Annotated in this window: 14 protein-coding genes; 4 read left to right on the top strand and 10 right to left on the bottom strand. The window is 69.6% G+C overall.

Annotated features, from left to right (window positions below; genetic code table 11):
* Nucleotides 1-265: 265 nt before the first annotated feature.
* Both ACIRP7_RS41595 and ACIRP7_RS41590 read left to right on the top strand, forming a co-directional pair.
* Complete coding sequence (locus tag ACIRP7_RS41595; protein ID WP_403670962.1) at nucleotides 266-865, top strand: TetR/AcrR family transcriptional regulator; 600 nt, start codon at nucleotides 266-268, stop codon at nucleotides 863-865.
* A gap of 357 nt (nucleotides 866-1,222) precedes the next feature.
* Nucleotides 1,223-1,801, top strand: coding sequence for a MarR family winged helix-turn-helix transcriptional regulator (locus ACIRP7_RS41590; RefSeq protein ID WP_007379215.1), 579 nt, complete (start codon nucleotides 1,223-1,225; stop codon nucleotides 1,799-1,801).
* A 285-nt stretch (nucleotides 1,802-2,086) separates the two neighbouring features.
* Here ACIRP7_RS41590 and ACIRP7_RS41585 read toward each other — a convergent pair whose 3' ends face one another.
* The 10 genes from ACIRP7_RS41585 to ACIRP7_RS41540 all read right to left on the bottom strand — a co-directional run bounded on the left by ACIRP7_RS41585 (nucleotide 2,087) and on the right by ACIRP7_RS41540 (nucleotide 12,781).
* Nucleotides 2,087-2,806: a gamma-glutamyl-gamma-aminobutyrate hydrolase family protein gene (locus ACIRP7_RS41585; protein ID WP_403670959.1), complete on the bottom strand. Its 720-nt coding sequence runs from the start codon at nucleotides 2,804-2,806 to the stop codon at nucleotides 2,087-2,089.
* Nucleotides 2,803-4,293 carry an aldehyde dehydrogenase gene (locus ACIRP7_RS41580; RefSeq protein WP_403670956.1) on the bottom strand — a complete coding sequence of 497 codons (1,491 nt, stop codon included), beginning with the start codon at nucleotides 4,291-4,293 and terminating at the stop codon, nucleotides 2,803-2,805. Before ACIRP7_RS41580 ends, ACIRP7_RS41585 begins: the two co-directional genes overlap by 4 nt.
* A 517-nt stretch (nucleotides 4,294-4,810) precedes the next feature.
* Entirely contained in the window at nucleotides 4,811-6,268 is a 1,458-nt protein-coding gene (locus ACIRP7_RS41575) for an APC family permease (RefSeq protein WP_403670954.1), read from the bottom strand.
* 211 nt (nucleotides 6,269-6,479) lie between these two features.
* Nucleotides 6,480-7,115, bottom strand: coding sequence for a TetR/AcrR family transcriptional regulator (locus ACIRP7_RS41570; RefSeq protein WP_403670951.1), 636 nt, complete (start codon nucleotides 7,113-7,115; stop codon nucleotides 6,480-6,482).
* Nucleotides 7,116-7,244: 129 nt separating this feature from the next.
* On the bottom strand, nucleotides 7,245-8,090 hold the full coding sequence (locus ACIRP7_RS41565) for a fumarylacetoacetate hydrolase family protein (protein WP_403670948.1): 846 nt from the start codon (nucleotides 8,088-8,090) through the stop codon (nucleotides 7,245-7,247).
* Nucleotides 8,091-8,102: 12 nt separating this feature from the next.
* Entirely contained in the window at nucleotides 8,103-9,038 is a 936-nt protein-coding gene (locus ACIRP7_RS41560) for a 3,4-dihydroxyphenylacetate 2,3-dioxygenase (protein WP_403670946.1), read from the bottom strand.
* Nucleotides 9,031-10,518: an aldehyde dehydrogenase gene (locus ACIRP7_RS41555; RefSeq protein WP_403670943.1), complete on the bottom strand. Its 1,488-nt coding sequence runs from the start codon at nucleotides 10,516-10,518 to the stop codon at nucleotides 9,031-9,033. Before ACIRP7_RS41555 ends, ACIRP7_RS41560 begins: the two co-directional genes overlap by 8 nt.
* A gap of 35 nt (nucleotides 10,519-10,553) precedes the next feature.
* Nucleotides 10,554-11,360: an acetoacetate decarboxylase family protein gene (locus ACIRP7_RS41550; protein WP_403670940.1), complete on the bottom strand. Its 807-nt coding sequence runs from the start codon at nucleotides 11,358-11,360 to the stop codon at nucleotides 10,554-10,556.
* A gap of 12 nt (nucleotides 11,361-11,372) precedes the next feature.
* Nucleotides 11,373-12,587, bottom strand: a complete 1,215-nt coding sequence (locus tag ACIRP7_RS41545) for an NAD(P)/FAD-dependent oxidoreductase (RefSeq protein WP_403670937.1) — start codon at nucleotides 12,585-12,587, stop codon at nucleotides 11,373-11,375.
* Nucleotides 12,588-12,592: 5 nt separating this feature from the next.
* Nucleotides 12,593-12,781 (bottom strand): ferredoxin, encoded by a 189-nt coding sequence (locus ACIRP7_RS41540; RefSeq protein WP_037898529.1) that lies wholly within the window; start codon nucleotides 12,779-12,781, stop codon nucleotides 12,593-12,595.
* A 365-nt stretch (nucleotides 12,782-13,146) separates the two neighbouring features.
* Between ACIRP7_RS41540 and ACIRP7_RS41535 the strand changes: the two genes are divergently transcribed.
* Nucleotides 13,147-14,502: a glutamine synthetase family protein gene (locus tag ACIRP7_RS41535; protein ID WP_403670934.1), complete on the top strand. Its 1,356-nt coding sequence runs from the start codon at nucleotides 13,147-13,149 to the stop codon at nucleotides 14,500-14,502.
* 21 nt (nucleotides 14,503-14,523) lie between these two features.
* Complete coding sequence (locus ACIRP7_RS41530) at nucleotides 14,524-15,822, top strand: cytochrome P450 (protein WP_403670932.1); 1,299 nt, start codon at nucleotides 14,524-14,526, stop codon at nucleotides 15,820-15,822.
* Nucleotides 15,823-16,304: the final 482 nt, after the last annotated feature.

The following is a 16,304-nucleotide window of genomic DNA, read 5'->3' as shown; positions in this document are numbered from 1 at the left end:
AGTTGTAGATTAATAGCTTCAATGTAATCCCTTATGGGGTCGCTGGGAAGGGGGCGCCATGGGGACCTCTCACGGCCACCGGGAATGACAGCTCTTCGCCCTCGCTCCGTGCGCCCCTGCCGCGAGCACGTGGCGTAAGAGGTTCACCAGGTCACAGGGTTGGGTCTGCGGGTCACACGACCCCTCGGACTCATCCGCCGTGAGGCCCGCGAGTGCGACCCCAGCCCTCAGCATTCAGGCGTCTACCCGTTGGTAAGGTGTCACCATGCCCAAGATCGTGGACCACGACGCGCGGCGTGAAGAGATCATCGAAGCCGTATGGCGCCTTGTCGCGCGGCGAGGGTTCGCGGCGCTGAACATGCGGGATCTCGCCGCCGAAGCTGGATTCACCAACGGTGCGCTCGCACGATACTTTCCCACCAAAGCAGCCATTCTGCGGGCCGCGCTGGAGCGCGCCAATGCAGCCACCGAACAGCGGGCCGCCCGCACCATCGCCGGCGCCGACGGCCTGACCGCGTTCCGCAAGTTCTGCGTCGAGATCATGCCCCTGGACGACGAGCGTCTCAATGAGGCCCGCGTGGTCATCGGCTTCTGGAATTACGCGGTAGCCGATCAGGAACTGATCGGCGTCTACGACCAGGCGATATCGCGCTGGCGCGATCAGATGCTCTCGTATCTGCACACTGCGGCTGAAGCGGGAGAGATCAACCCATCCTGCGATCTCGATGCGTTCTTGGACCTTGCGATGGCCACGCTGATGGGACTCCAGATCAACGCGATCTTCGCGGCCCGCCTGACCACACCCTCCCGCCAGTTGCGGATACTCGACGGACTCATCGCGGGGTTGCAGACCGGCACCTCATGATGTGAGCACGCAGGCGCAGACGTACTCACCTGTGGATCAGTTGCATCTGATCCGCCCCTTGTGTCCACCGTCGGCAGCGGAAAACTACGGCAGCCGGGGCGCCTCAGCCACCCGTTCGTGCCGTGGTCCGGGTGGCGTGGACCACCGCCGTCCCGGCTTCGCGCCGTCTTCCGCCCTGCAGACATACGAAGGGGCGAGAATCGAATGCGTCGGGCTTCTCGGCAGCAGCGGCGTAGGCAGGTGCCGTGTACATCGGGGGCCGATGGCCGAGCGCTCCCTCACTCGAGCTTCGTACAATTTGGGCCCGAACGGTATTGTCGATCCAGTGCGTCGCAGAGACGTCGAAGGGGTGTGCCCGTGCCCGGCCATCGATCCATCACCGAAGCCGAGAAGCTGGCCGCTGCGAAGCTCGGCGGCATCCCGATCCGCCATGAGCAGATGGCTGTGGTGGCCAATATCCACCGGGCGGCCTCGGCGGTACGGCAGCATCTGGAGAACTCCGTGCTCCGCGGATCCGATCTCACCTGGACGGCGTTCGTCGTGCTCTGGGTGGTCTGGATCTGGGGCGAGTCGGAGACCCGGCACGTGGCTGAGGAAGCGGGGATCTCCAAGGGCACACTCACTGGGGTCGCGCGCACGCTGGAGGCTCGGGGGCTGATGCGACGGGGCGGTCATCCCACCGACGGGAGGCTGGTTCTGCTCAGCCTCACGGACGAGGGTGAGGAACTGATGCGGCGGGTGTTTCCGCAGTTCAACGAGGAGGAGGCATTCGTGGCCGAACAGCTGGACGACGACGAGTGCCGCAGCGTCGCGGACGGACTGCGGCGAGTTGTGCTCCAGGTCGAGGAGCACGGCGAGGAGCGTCGGCGCGCCCTGCTGAACGGTGCCGAGCCCGCCCTGCGTCGCAGTGGTCGCCGTCCGAAGCCGAAGGCGTGAAGGGGGAGCCCGCGCAGCGGGGCAGGACTCAGAGGGAGCACGCCTCCGCCGCGATGAAGGCCGGCGGCGCTCGGAGCCCCCGCGTTACCGGTGACGCGATGGCAGCGATCCCACTCCCCGCCGGTGGACTGCGGCAGCTGATCACATCGGGCGATGGCGATGTCCTGCGGTCCCAGCCCTCGGGCGGCCGTGATGCGCCGCAGAGCTGTGCCGGGAGCGAGGTAGCCGCGGGGGCAGGACTTGTGCGGCGTCAGACGAGGAAGACGGCGGTGAGTTCTCGTGCTGTCAATGGCGGTCGCGTGCGGCGCCTACAAGGGCGTCGAACAGTCCCTGCTGGGCGGGGTCTTCATGGGCGGTGTCCTCGGGGTGCCACTGGACCGCGGCGAACCAGCCGAGAACTCCGGGCAGTTCGAGCCCTTCCACTGTGTCGTCGGCGGCCCGGGCGGTAATCGTGAGGCCGGCGCCCGTACGGTCGACCCGCTGGTGGTGGTAGCACGATGCCTCCACCTTCTCGGCGCCGGTGGCCTGTTCCAGCAGCGAGCCGCGCCGGATCGCCATCGGGTGCACGACATGTCGGTGCTCGCGGTCCGGACCGCCCATGTCCTGGTGGAGGGTGCCGCCGAGGGCGGTGTTGACGACCTGGAGGCCGCGGCAGATCGCGAGCAGGGGCAGGCCCAGGTCGATGGACTGGCGGGCGACTTCCAGGTCGAAGGCGTCCTGGAGGTCGTCGACGTCGTACACGCTGTCGTGGGTGTCGCTCGCGCCGTAGCGGTACGGGGCGAGATCGCCGCCGCCGGGGAGGAGGACGCCGTCGAAGCGGGCGAGGCGGGCGGCCACGTCGGCGGCGGTGGGCTCGGCGGGGTGGATGGTGGCCGGTTCGCCGCCGGCCCGCCAGACCGCCTCGACCAGCGCGCGGGCGTTGACCTCGGCGGCGTAGCGCAGGGCGGAGGTGGAGGCGGCGAAGCGGGCGGGGATCGCGATCAGCGGTCGCGCGGGCGTCGTCACAGCTGGATCCAGGTGGTCTTGAGTTCGGTGTACTTCTCGATGGCGTGGGCGGACTTGTCGCGTCCGTTGCCGGACTGCTTCACGCCGCCGAAGGGCACGGTGAGGTCGCCCTCCTCGTAGCAGTTGACCCAGACCGTGCCGGCCTTCAGCGCGCGCGAGACCTGGTGGGCGGTGGACAGGTCGGAGGTCCACAGCCCGGCGGCCAGGCCGTACTCGGTGTCGTTGGCGAGCGCGACGGCCTCGTCGAGGTCGTCGAAGGTGAGCACGGACAGGACGGGGCCGAAGATCTCCTCACGGGCCAGCCGCATGCCCGGATCCACGTGGTCGAAGACGGTGGGCTGCAGGTAACTGCCGCCGGTGTCGGCGAGTGTGCGGCTGCCCCCGGCCCGCAGCCGAGCGCCCTCGTCGAGGCCGGTGCCGATGTGCTCCAGTACGCGCTGCAGGTGGCGCTCACCGACCAGCGCCCCCATCTCGGTCGCCGGGTCGAGCGGGTCACCGATCCGTAGTTCCCGGGCCCGCGCCACGATGGAGTCCGTCACGCGCTCGGCCACAGAAGAGTGGACGAGCAGCCGCGAAGGGGCCGTGCACATCTCGCCCTGGTTGAAGAAGATGCCCCAGGCCGCGGTTTCGGCGGCCTTCTCCAGGTCGGGTGCGTCCGGGAGGATGATGTTGGGTGACTTGCCGCCCAGCTCCAGCCAGACGCGCTTGAGGTTGGAGTCGGCCGCGTACCGCAGGAAGTGCCGCCCGACGGCGGTGGATCCGGTGAAGGCCAGCACATCGACGTCCGGGTGGAGGCCGATCGCCCGTCCGGCGGTGGGCCCGTCGCCGGTGACGACGTTGAGTACGCCCGGCGGCAGCCCGGCCTCGGTCGCCAGCCGACCGAGCAGCAACGCGGACAGCGGCGAGTTCTCCGACGGCTTGAGCACCACGGTGCAGCCGGCCGCGAGCGCCGGAGCGACCTTCCAGCTCGCCAGTGTGAGAGGGAAGTTCCAGGGGACGACCGCGCCGACGACACCCGCCGGCTCGCGGGTGACCAGGGCGAGCGCGTCGGGCGCGGTGTGCGGCGACTCGTCGGTGAGCTTGTCCGCCAGCTGCCCGTACCACCGAAAGGTGTTGATCGCGGCGCGCAGCTCGATGTCGTACGCGTCCGTGATCGGCTTGCCCATCTCCAGGCTGACCGTCAGCGCCAGCCGGTGACGCTGCTCCTCCAGCAGATCAGCGATCCGCAACAGGACCCGGCCCCGGTCGGCAGGTGCGAGGCGTGGCCACGGCCCCGAGTCGAAGGCCCGGCGCGCGGCGGCCACGGCGGCGTCCACCTCGGCGGGCTGGGCGTCGGCCACGTGCGCCAGCACCTTCCCGTCGCGGGGCGAGACGGCCGGGTAGGACTGCCCGCCGCCGGGTTCGTCGGCGCCGTCGATGTGGTGCGCACCTGGCACATCCAGTGCCGTGGCCCGGCGCAGCCAGTCGTCGTGGGTGGTGTCCAGCATGCGTAGCCTCCAGGTCACGGCGTTACGTTTGAATCCAAACGATAAGTCACGGGCGGTCCCCGCAGGGGAGACCGGGGTCTCGACCGGCTTGTCGTTCGGTCGTACGGTCAACGGGTCATGGACATGCGCGGGCGAACTCGCACCCCTGCGCATGGATCACCACCTCGGCGTACCGGTGGTTGGTGTCTGCTTCGGCGGCGGGGGCCGACCACCGCGCTCGGTGGATCGGTCAATGCGTCATCGCGCCCGGAGATCGGCCGGCGTTCCAGGTGGGGCGCTTTCCGGGGATGCGGATCCGGAGATCACCAGGGCTGTGACGCGCGACTGCCTCGACCTCGGCGGCGCGGAGCGGTGCGTACGGCTGGCACGTCGGCCACGTGGCACAGCGGCCGGCTGACGGCTTCTTCACGCACCCCGGACTCAGGGCAAGCCCTCCCCCGGCCCGGAGAGGTCGGTGTGGCCGGTCCGGGCCCGAGGGGAAGGACAAGGACCGGGCCGGCCACACCGCGGGGCAGGCTCAGACGTCGGCCATCGCCCTGCCACGAGTCAGTCGCGCGGCGATGACGCCCAGGACCAGGACCGTCGGGACGGTGAGCTCCAGCCACATCGCCGTGCCCTGGTCCCCGCCGATGAGGGTGGTGAAGTTGGCCAGGATCAGCCAGATGGCACCGGCGATGCCGAGCGCACCCAGGACGGGGGCGATCAGCGTGTTCCAGGCGCGAGCGTCCAGCCGTTCCCGGCGGAAGAACACGACCACCGAGACGGAGGTCAGGAAGTACAGGAGCATGACCGCCAGCACCGCGACCCCACTGAACCAGGAGAAGAGGCTCAGCACCGGGTCCTTGCCCAGCAGCGCGAAGGGCATGACCAACGCGAGCGAGATCACGGTCTGCACGCCGCCGGCCGCCCAGGGCGAGTGGCGTCGGTTGATCGCGGTCAGCCCGCGCGGCAGCAGGCCGTCGCGGCCGAGCGAGAACAGGTAGCGGTTGGCGGAGTTGTGGAAGGCGAGGACGCCGGCGAGGAGGGAGGTGGCCAGCAGGATGGGCAGCGCGTCGCCTGCCCAGCCGCCGAACTGCGCGGTGATCGGCGCGAAGACCCAGGACGTGGCGTCGCCGCTCTCCAGTGCCTTCCCGGCGTCCGCGGTGGCGTTCGAGGCGCCATGGGCGGAGACCAGCATCCACGAGGTGAAGGCGAAGAAGACGGTGACGACCATGACGGACAGGTACGTGGCCCGGGGGACGGTCCTGCGGGGCTCCCGTGCCTCCTCGCCGTAGATCGCGGTGGCCTCGAAGCCGAACATCGAAGCCACAGCGAACATCAGCGCCACGCCCGGTGCCCCCTGCAGGGCCGCATGGGGCGAGAAGCTGTGGGCGAAGCCCAGCCCCTCGGGGCCGCCGCCCTTGAAGAAGGTCACCAGGGCGAAGGCGAACAGGATGCTGAACTCGGCCAGGACGAAGACGGCGAGGATCTTGGCGCCCATCTCGATCCCGGCGGCACCGAGGATCTGGACGATCACCATGGTGACCAGGACCCAGACCCACCACGGTGCGCTCAGCCCCGTGTACTGCTCGACCAGGCCGCTGACGATGAAGCCGTACAAGCCGTACATGGCGGCCTGGACCGCACAGTAGGCGAACAGCGCGACTCCCGCGCTCCCGGAGCCGATGGGGCGGCCGAGCCCCTTGCCGATGTAGGTGTAGAAGGCGCCCGCGTCCACGACATGTCGCCCCATGGCGACGAAGCCGACGGAGAACAGCAGGATGACGGCGCCGACCGCGGCATACGCGGCGGGCGCACCCGCGCCGTTGCCGATGGCGACGGCGATGGGCACGGCACCGGCTATGCCGGTCAGCGGCGCCTGCGCGGAGAGAACGAAGAAGAGGATTCCCAGAACACCGAGGGAGTTGGGTTTGAGCCTGCCTGCAGCGGAGGGGCTCTGCACGGTCTGTGTTGGTTCGACCGTCTGACTGTCCACGCGGATCACCTGCCTGGAAGGGAGAGGGGTTTCGTTTCGAGCCAAACGAGTTGCCTCATAGTGGGCTGGAACTATCCAGATGGCAAGGGTTTGTGTGGTGTTTTTTGGGCCACCGCATCGTCTGTACGAGGCCGTGGCCGAGGTGGCATCCGAGCCGAACGAGGCCCCGGGCGCCAAGCGTCCGGGGCCTCACAACAGGCAGGTCGGCGAGTCAGGCGCCGCTGTCGCCCGCACTCTCGCTGTCTGCGTCGGCGTCGAGCAACCGCAGCAAGGAGCGGAGCTCCTCGATGGCCGCGTCGGTGACCTCGGGTCCGCCGCCCAGAACGAGCTGGTGCAGGACGAGACCGTCGAGGGCGGCGAAGACCAGCCGCGTCATCGCCCGGTTCGCACCCTCGGGAAGCATCCGGGACAGCTCGCGCTCGGTGGCATCGAAGTACTCGTCGTACAGCCCACGGATCAGCGGCAGCAGCTCCGGCCTTCGCCGGGATTCGAGCAGCAGCTCGTACTGGAAGACCTGGGTGTCCGGATCGGCCGTGACCATCTCGGACACTCCGGCCGAGAAGTCGGACACCTTGCCGGTCCCCGGCTCGACCGCGCTGACGCTCAGGCTGGAGCGTACGGTGTGGGCGAGCGCCTCCTCGATCAGCGCGTCACGGGTGCCGAAGTGGTGGACGACAAGACCGTGGGTGACCCCTGCCTCCTCCGCCACCGCGCGATAGGTGAGCTTGCGCAGACCACCCCGGGCCACCACCCGCACGGCCGCGTTGAGCAGGGCCTCCCGGCCCTCCCCGTAGTTCACCCGCTTGCGCGGCCTGCGGCCCTCAGGGGTCCCGGTGGCTTCGGTCATGGGTGCGACCCTACCGGCCCGTACACGCACGGCGGCCTCTCCCCTGCCCGGCCGCACGGGACGGACAGGTGAAGCACCACGCCGGGCACCGTCGCGGCAGGCCGGGTGCGGTTCCGCCCACGGTGGGCATCAGCGCTTGGGGGGCCGGATACCGCGGAACTCCCAGTCGCCGCCGAGCGCGGTGGACAGGACCTCTTCCGATTCGGTGGGCTGGGCTCCGACGTCCGTACGGATCGAGGTGGGGCCGGTGACGATGTGGTTGGTGAGCCGCCCCAGGCCCTCGACCTCGACCTCGACGACGTCACCGGGCTGGACAGGGCGGGAGCCCGCCGGGGTACCGGAGAGCAGCACGTCGCCGGGGTGGAGAGTGATGGTGCGGGCGATGTCGGCGACGAGGTAGTGCATGTCCCACTCCATCTCGTCCGTCGAACCGTCCTGGACGACCTCGCCGTTGACGTACGTGCGCAGGTACTTGCCGTGGAAGTCCCAGTCGGTGACCAGGCCCGGGCCGAGCGGACACAGGGTGTCGGAGCCCTTCACCCGCAGCATCGAACCGGCGTCGGTGTCGCGGAAGTCGTGCAGGCCGTAGTCGTTGGCGACGGTGTAGCCCGCGATGTACTCGCCCGCCTCGGCAGGGGAGATGTTGCGCGCGGTCCGGCCGATGACGATCGCCACCTCTCCCTCGTAGTTGAGCCACTTACAGCCCTCGGGGCGGACGATGGCGCCCTTGTGGGAGTTGAGGGCGGAGGTCGGCTTGTGGAAGTACGTCGGCGTCGAGGTCAGCTGGATCTTGAACTCGTCGACCCGGCTGCGGTGGTTGAGGTGTACGGCGACGACCTTGGACGGCACGACCGGCGGCAGGTGCTGGGCGTCCTCGATCTTGACCCGGCGGCCGTCCCCGGCGACGAGTTCGTCACCGTCACAGACGGTCTCGACGGCGGCTCCGTCGAGGAGGACACGGCGGTATTCGGGCATGGCGGGGCCTTTCTAGGAGCGGCTGTGCGGGGTGCGCGGGGAGGCGGACGCGGGCGCGCCGGTGCCGGTCCAGCCCTCGGCCGGGCGGTCGAACCAGAGGTGGACCTGGCCGGTGCCGATGGAGTTCTCGTACTCGCCGTACTGACGTGCCTCGGCGACGCATGCCTGCTCGCCGAGGGCGCCGGCCATCATCAGGTAGTGGTAGAAGCGGGCCTCGGGCTTGTACTTCCAGAACTCGTCCATGGTGTCGAGGACCTTGCCGTGGCGGCCCTCCTTGAACCAGGCGATGCGCTCGTAGTCGGCATCGCGGGCCTCGGACGTGAAGATGTGGCCGGGGTCGCTCGACTCGTGGTCGCGAAGCTCGCGCAGCGGCCAGAAGGTGTGCGACAGCGCTCCGGAGGCGATCAGCAGCACGCGGCGGCCAGGAGTGGCGCCGATACCGTCCGCCAGGGCGCGGCCGAGGCGCAGGTGGTCCTCCATGTCACCGGTCTGGCAGACGCCGATGGTCACCCATCGCTTGTCCGGCAGCCCCTCGCCGAGGAACTTCCACAGGTTGATGGTGGCGTAGTAGATCGGGAGGTACTCGTCGTCGATCGCGGTGACCCAGGTGCCGTGCTTGTCGGCGAACCGGGCGATGCTGTGGGCCAGTTCGGGGTCACCCGGGAAGTCGTACGGCATACGGCACATGCCGCGCGGCAGTTCCTCGGAGGTGAACAGTCCGGCCCTGCGCTGCTGGGCGGTGACGACGAACTCGACGGTGGTGGCCCAGTGCGAGTCCAGGACCACGACGGTGTCGTAGTCGTCACTGTCGAAGACGTCCTCGCGGAGCTGTCGCAAGCCGGTGACGAGGGTGATCTCCTTGCCCTGGTTCAGCTCGAGCCGGTCCCCCTCCGGCAGCACGATGGTGGGGACGTGGGCGAGCAGACCCGCCCCGACGATTTCACCCATGGTCTTGCCATCCGTTCGGCGCGGTGACGGTGTTCTTGACGTCGCAGTAGAAGTCGAAGCTCCATGTGCCGCCCTCCCGGCCGACGCCCGAGTGGCGGGAGCCGCCGAAGGGAGCCTGGAGGTCGCGTACGAAGAAGCAGTTGACCCAGACCGTGCCCGCGACGAGCCGCGCGGTGACCCGCTCGGCGCGCTCGTGGTCGCCGGTGACGAGGGTGGCGGCCAGACCGAAGCGGGTGTCGTTGGCGAAGCGCACGGCCTCTTCCTCGTCGCCGAAGGTCTGGAGCGTCAGGACCGGACCGAAGACCTCCTCCTGCACGATCTCCGAGTCCTGGGCGACGTCGGTGAGGAGGGTCGGCTCGTAGTACAGAGCGTCCTTGCGCTTGCCGCCGATGACCGCGCGAGCCCCGTCGTCGAGCGCGCGACGCACGAAACCGTCGATCTTATCCAGCTGGCGCGGGTGGATGTTGGGGCCGAGGTCGGTGCCCTCGTCACGCGGGTCACCCTGCCTGAGCCGGCTCGCCTTTTCCACGAACCGGCGGGTGAACTCGTCCGAGACCGCCTCCTCGACAAGGATGCGGGTCGCGGCCAGGCATACCTGTCCGGCGTTGTCGTACTGCTCCACCGCCAGGTCCACGGCGAGGTCGAGGTCCGCGTCGGCGAAGACCAACAGCGGTGACTTGCCGCCGAGTTCGAGGCTGAGAGGGGTGAGGTTGGCGGCGGCCGCCCGGGCGATGTGCCGGGCGGTGGGCACGGAACCGGTGAAGCTGATCCGGCGGACGTCCGGGTGCGAGACAAGAGCGTTGCCGACCTCGGTGCCGTAGCCCTGCACGACGTTGAGGACACCGGCCGGCAGCCCTGCCTCGGCCGCGATGTCGGCGAGCAGCGAAGCAGTGAGCGGGGACCACTCGGCGGGCTTGAGGATCACCGTGTTCCCGGCGGCCAGCGCCGGGGCGACCTTCCAGGTGGCCAGCATCAGCGGGGCGTTCCACGGCGTGATCAGCACGCATGGGCCCGCCGGGTCCCAGCTCACGTGGTTGGTGTGGCCGCGGCCCGCGGCGGAGCCGCTCGTGTACGTGGTGAAGTCCTCGTGCTCCAGCTTCAGCAGCCAGTCGGCGAAGAAGCGGAAGTTGTGCGCCACGCGCGGCATCACACCGCGGCGGTGGGAACGCAGGAGAGCGCCGTTGTCGAGCGTCTCGACATTGGCGAGGTCCTCGATGCGCTTCTCGACTCCGTCGGCGATGGCGTGCAGGATGCGGGCCCGCTCGGCCCGCGATGTGGCGGCCCAGGCGGGAAAGGCGGCGCGAGCGGCGGCGACGGAGGCCGCGGCCTCCGTCGCCGTGCCCCGGGAGATCTCTCCAAGGGTGCTTCCGTCGATCGGCGACACGTCGGTGAACGTCTCGACGGACGCCACGCGTTCGCCGCCGATCCAGTGCCGGGTGTCGACGGCGACCCCGGCCACCGTGGTGATGTGCTCGGTCATGTCCGGTCTCCAGGTCTTCTGATGTGCAAGGGGGGTTACTCGGCCTCGGAGGTGCCGGATTCCAGCAGTCGACCGCCGTCCCAGACGACGCCCACCTGCCGGTAGTACGCGGCGATCGGCTCTCGGATCTCCAGCCGGGCCAGCTCTTCCGTCGGCGCCTCGAACAGCTCCAGTTCCGCTTCGCCGACCCACGGCTGTCCGGCCTCGAAGGACGCGGCGCCGGTCTCGATCAACTCGTCGAGCGCGAGGCCCTTGCCGTTCTCGATGGAGGGAAGCCAGCGATGGTGGGCCATCGGGTGGCCGTTGACGAAGCCGTTGGTCTCGGACGGCTCGCGCAGGGTCACCACCGTCTGTGCCAGGCGTCGGTCGGCTGCGGCGAGGGTGGCGCCGAAGCGGGCTCCGGCCTCGATGCGCGGGGCCGGACCGTACAGGTGGGGGCGCGTCTGGTGGATCGAACCGAGCTTCTTCGGGTAGCCCTGGTGCAGTCCGCGGGCGATCGCGAAGTCCTTGTCGACCCAGATGTACACGCAGCGCGAGTACGTCCGCCCCTGGTACGAGCAGCGGACGACGGCGAAGGCCTCCTTGTACTGGGCGCGCACCGGGTCCAGCAGCTCCTCCTTCGTACCGGAGCAGGACTGCCAGTCGGCCCAGATCAGCGCGACCGCGCCCGGGTCCTCCTCGGCGAGTTCCAGCGGTGCGGGCAGCAACTCCCGTACACGTGCGGGATCGGTGCGGTACTCGATCGTGAGCAGGTCGCCGGAGTAGTGCCAGGGGGGTGAGGGGATCAGGGACGACGATCCGGTCGCCGTCTTGGGATGGAAGTAACCACGGACGCTGGCCATGACGTTGGTTCCTTACGCGGTGAGGGCGGGCTGCTTGAGCAGCTGGGCGCGATAGCGGGCGGCGCCGGTGGCAGCGGCTGAGCCGCCGAGGGCGACGACGCCGACGAGCTGCCCGCCGTCGGTGTGGTAGCCGACGATCATGTCGCCGCCCGGATCGCCGGCCAGGACGCGGATGTCGGCGAGGCCGAGTACGGGGGAACCGAAGGACTGCAGCCGGAAGTCGTGCTGGTCGCTCCAGAAGGTGGGCAGCGGCGCGAACGGCGCCAAGTCGGCTTCCGTGCCCGTGAGATGAGCCATCAGTGCCTTGGCCGCATGCTTCGCGGTGTCGCCGGGGATCGACCAGTGCTCGACCCGGCGCGGTACGCCGTCGTAGCGGGCATTGGGGAAGCGGGCGATGTCGCCGACCGCGACGACGTACGGCAGTCCGCCGACCCGCAGCTGCCCGTCGGTGAGCACGCCGTCGGTCAGGTCGAGACCGTTGCCGTCGAGCCACTCGGTGTTGGCGACGGAGCCGACCGACTCCACGACCACATCGGCCGGGAGCACCGTCCCGTCACTCAGTACGACTCCGGTGACGTGCTCCTCGCCCTCGAACCCCGAGACACCCGCACCGAGAGCGAAGCGCACACCGCGTTCCTCGTGCCGCCCCAGCAGCGCGCGGGCCGGCAGCTCGCCGAGCGGTCCGACCATGGGCAGCGGCAGCGGGTCGACCACGGTGACGTCCGTGACGCCGATACCGACCGCGGTGGCGGCCACCTCGCAACCGATGAACCCGGCACCGATGACGACGACCCGGGCGCCCGGCCGGACCAGCCCCGCCCGCAGGGCCTGAGCGTCACCGAAAGTCCGTACCGTGTGACGGCCGACCGCGGGGCCCTCGCAGCGCAGGCGCCGGGGACGCATACCCGTGGCGACGACCAGTCCGTCGAAGGGCAGCTCCTCGCCGCTGTCGAGCACGACGACCCGCTCGGCGAGTCGGGCGCTCGTGACGCTCGTACCGAGCCGCCACTCCACGTCGGCCGCGCTCGCCTTGGGAGCGAAGGCCAGGGACTCGAACGACGCCTTTCCGGCCAGCGCTTCCTTGGAGAGAGGCGGCCGGTTGTACGGCATGTGGGGCTCGTCACCGATCACGGTGATCGCGCCGGTCCACCCGGCGCCGCGGAGTTGTTCGGCCGCGCGCAGGCCGCCCATGGAGGCCCCGGCGACGATGATGCGCTGCGTCGTCATGCCGCTCAGTCCTCGATCCGGATGGCCTGCAGCGGACAGACGTCCGCGGCCTCCTCTACCTCGTCGCGCAGGGTGTCGTCCGGGTCGCTGACGTAGGCCAGCCGTCCGTTGTCGTCCAGCTGGAAAACGTCGGGGGCCGCGAAGACGCACTGTCCGTGGTCCTTGCACTTGTTCATGTCGACGACGACCTTCATGGCCGGTCCTCCTGGAAGGTGGGTGCGCCGGAGCGGGCGGGAGCGAGGGGCTGGGGCGGGATGGAAGGGCCCGGCCGGTGGCCGGGCCCCCAGCCACAGGGGTGCGGGAAGCCGAACCCCTGACTCGTTTGGCTTCAAACAACATAGGAAGCCGCCACGCTCTGGTCAATACCTATCCGGATGGATAAATTCTTTGGCACACCCCCTTGCGGGAAGGTGGCCACCTCCATACCGTTTGGCTTCAAATGACTGACCGGGGCTTCACGACCGCGGCATCGCCCGGCGCCCCAACCAGTCTTCGCTCCGCCACCCTCCCCCCGGGCTCGACGCCCGAGAGGTGCCCCGAATCCGCCGAGGAGACATCGGTGAGCGCTCACGACACCCCATCCGTCCGCCGGCACCAGGACCGGCTCGCCGCCGAGGGCATCGACGTGGTCCGGGTGACCTACCCCGACCTCCTCGGCACCGACCGCGCCCGCGACGTGCTGCTCGACCACCTGCCGTCGGCCTGCGAGCACGGCCTGGCCTTCTGCCGCGCCGTCTACCACACCACCCCGCGCGGCGACGTCGTCGCGATCGAGGGCGGCATCGATGCCGGCCTGCCCGACATCTCCGTGCGACCGGACCTGAGCACCCTCGCACGCGTGCCCTGGGAGCCCGGCGTCGCGTGGTGTCTCGGTGACACGACCGACCCGGCGACGGGCGGCCCGGCCGCGGAGTCGCCGCGCGATCTGCTGCGCTCGGTCCTGGCCCGGTGTACGGACGCGGGTCTGAGCCCGGTCGTCGGCCCGGAGCTGGAGTACTTCCTCCTCGAAGAGGACGCCACCGCGCCGAACGGCTGGCGGCGCAGCCCCGCCGTCACCGGGTCCGTCTACACCGCCGGCCTGCGCGCCGACCCCGACAACCACCTGCTGCGTACCCTGCGGCAGCTGCGCGACCTCGGCATCGGCGTCATCACCGGCAACCACGAGTTCGACGGCGGCCAGTACGAGATCAACCTGACCCACTCCGACGCCCTGGACGCCGCCGACCGGGCGTTCCGCTTCAAGGCCGCTGCCAAGGAACTGGCTCGCAAGGAAGGCAAGTTGGCCACCTTCATGGCCAAACCCTGCAACGATGCGGGCGGCTCCGGCTTCCACCTGCACTTCTCCTGCGTCGACGCCGACGGTCGCAACGTCTTCGATGACCCGGCCGGCGCCTTCGGTCTCTCCGGCAACGCCCGGTACGCCATCGCCGGCATCCTCGCTCACGCCCCGGCGCTCGCCGCGCTGCTCAACCCGACCGTCAACTCGTACAAGCGCTTCGGGCCCGACACCCTCGCGCCCTGGCTGATCAACTGGGGCCTGGACAACCGAAGCGCCATGGTCCGCATCCCGCCCGAGCGCGGCTCCGGCGCCCGCCTGGAGGTACGGCTCGGAGACGCCGGCGCCAACCCGTATCTCGCGATCGCCGCGCTCACCGCCGCCGCCCTGCTCGGCGTCCAGGAGGGCAAGGAGCCGCCCGCGCCGCTGGAGGGCTACGGCTACGACCTGGAGAAGTCCCGGGTCCTGCCGATGAACCTGACCGCCGCGCTCGACGCCCTGGAAGCCGACGAAGCGCTCATCGAACTGCTGGGCAAGGACTTCACCGCGTCCTTCCTCGCCTACAAGCGCGACGAGGCCGAACGCTTCCAACGACACGTCACCGACTGGGAGTTCGCCGAGTACTCCTACCACCTCTGAGCACCCCGCCAGGAGCACACCATGACGAGCACCCTGAACACCATCGACACCCTCCACGCCCCCGACGACCCGATGCCGCTGGACGAGGTCGACCTCGCCGACAACGACAAGTTCCTCGACGGCGTCACCCCCTGGCGCATGTTCCACACCCTGCGCCACCAGGACCCGGTCCACTGGCAGCCGGAGCCCGAGCCCAACCACGGCTTCTGGGCCGTCACCCGGCACGAGGACATCGCCCGCGTGGGACGCGACCCGCAGACCTTCACCTCCACCAAGTTCGCCAACCTCGAAGAACTCGACGACGACCAGATCAAGAAGCGCGCCTCCATCCTGGAACTGGACGGCGTACGCCACCGCGCGATGCGCAGCCTGCTGCAGCGTCAGTTCGGCCAGGGCGTCATCAACGAGTACGCCGACTTCCTGCGCGGCCTGACCGCCAGGACGCTGGACACGGCCCTCGCCAAGGGCACGTTCGACTTCGTCGCCGACGTCGCCGCCGACTTCCCCATCAACGTCCTCGCCCGGCTCCTCGACGTCCCCCCGGAGGACAACCAGCAGCTCATCGACTGGGGCAACCGGATTATGGGCAACACGGACCCCGACTACGCCGATGTCCTCCTCCACAGCGAGGAGAGCGAGCAGTACAAGGATCTGCCCTTCCGCAGCCCGGCCTCGCTGGAGGTCTTCGAGTACGGACGGGAGTTGGCCCGGCAGCGGCGGGGCGGCACCGGCACCGACCTGATCTCCAGACTCATCAACCAAACCCCGCGCGACGGCATCCCGCTCTCCGCGCAGGACTTCGACAACTACTTCCTGCTGCTGGTCGTGGCCGGCAACGAGACCACCCGGCACACCATCTCGCACTCCATGCTGGCCCTCATCCAGCACCCCGAACAGCTGACCAGGCTCCAGGAAGACCCCTCTCTCATCCCGGTCGCCGTCGAGGAGTTCCTGCGCTGGGCCACGCCCGTCTACCACTTCCGCCGTACCGCGACACGCGACGTCGAACTCGGCGGCAAGCGGGTGAAGGAGGGCGACAAGGTCGTCATGTGGTACGCCTCCGGCAACCGCGACGAAGAGGTCTTCGGCAACCCGTACGACTTCGACGTCACCCGCCAGGACAACGACCACCTCACCTTCGGCAAGGGCGGCCCCCACCTGTGCCTGGGCAACCTGCTCGCCCGCACCGAGATCCGCATCATGTTCGAGGAACTGATCCCGCGCCTCGCCGGCATCCGCCTCGCCGGCGACGTCCCCCGGGTCCGCTCCAACTTCGTCAACGGCATCAAGAAACTGCCGGTCGAGGTCACCCTCGCCTGACCGCCTGTACACAGAGCTGTGGCCACCCGGACCGCTGGGTGCCCACAGCTCTGTGTGTTTGCGGCGGCAACACGCTGATCGCGGCCGTTCGCCAAGGGCATGGTCACACCAAATGGTCTTGCCGTTCGGGGCTCTGCCGGTCTTCCGTCTCCCGGTGAGCCGGGCGACCAAGCCCGGCTCCAGCGCCCGCCTCACATCTCGGCAACAGGCCCCGTTATGCGCCGGCCTGGCGACAGGGCGGCCAGACGGGTTCGACATGCCGGCGACTCACGCGGCGTGCCGCGGGCCTCCCTCGCGACTCACGACGAGTTCATCCGGCGGGCCCTTGAGGATGAGAGGTTCGGGCGTGGCCTTGGGAGGCTCCGCTGCGTGATCTCATCGGCAGACTGGAAGTGCCCGACTACGCGGCAGCCAGTGCGCTGCGCGTCACCGACCACTTCGACCACCTGGTCGAGGAGCGGGCCCCTCGCGGCCGTCGCCCG

Source organism: Streptomyces sp. NPDC102270 (assembly GCF_044766405.1).
Lineage (GTDB): Bacteria > Actinomycetota > Actinomycetes > Streptomycetales > Streptomycetaceae > Streptomyces.
The sequence above is the reverse complement of the archived record's forward strand: the minus strand, read 5'-3'. Positions and strand labels throughout refer to the sequence as shown.

Excerpts from the sequence above, each read along its gene's own strand:
- ACIRP7_RS41595 (WP_403670962.1), top strand. The coding sequence starts at position 266 with ATGCCCAAGATCGTGGACCACGACGCGCGGCGTGAAGAGATCATCGAA.
- ACIRP7_RS41580 (WP_403670956.1), bottom strand. The coding sequence starts at position 4,293 with ATGCTGGACACCACCCACGACGACTGGCTGCGCCGGGCCACGGCACTG.
- ACIRP7_RS41570 (WP_403670951.1), bottom strand. The coding sequence starts at position 7,115 with ATGACCGAAGCCACCGGGACCCCTGAGGGCCGCAGGCCGCGCAAGCGG.
- ACIRP7_RS41565 (WP_403670948.1), bottom strand. The coding sequence starts at position 8,090 with ATGCCCGAATACCGCCGTGTCCTCCTCGACGGAGCCGCCGTCGAGACC.
- ACIRP7_RS41560 (WP_403670946.1), bottom strand. The coding sequence starts at position 9,038 with ATGGGTGAAATCGTCGGGGCGGGTCTGCTCGCCCACGTCCCCACCATC.
- ACIRP7_RS41555 (WP_403670943.1), bottom strand. The coding sequence starts at position 10,518 with ATGACCGAGCACATCACCACGGTGGCCGGGGTCGCCGTCGACACCCGG.
- ACIRP7_RS41550 (WP_403670940.1), bottom strand. The coding sequence starts at position 11,360 with ATGGCCAGCGTCCGTGGTTACTTCCATCCCAAGACGGCGACCGGATCG.
- ACIRP7_RS41545 (WP_403670937.1), bottom strand. The coding sequence starts at position 12,587 with ATGACGACGCAGCGCATCATCGTCGCCGGGGCCTCCATGGGCGGCCTG.
- ACIRP7_RS41540 (WP_037898529.1), bottom strand. The coding sequence starts at position 12,781 with ATGAAGGTCGTCGTCGACATGAACAAGTGCAAGGACCACGGACAGTGC.
- ACIRP7_RS41530 (WP_403670932.1), top strand. The coding sequence starts at position 14,524 with ATGACGAGCACCCTGAACACCATCGACACCCTCCACGCCCCCGACGAC.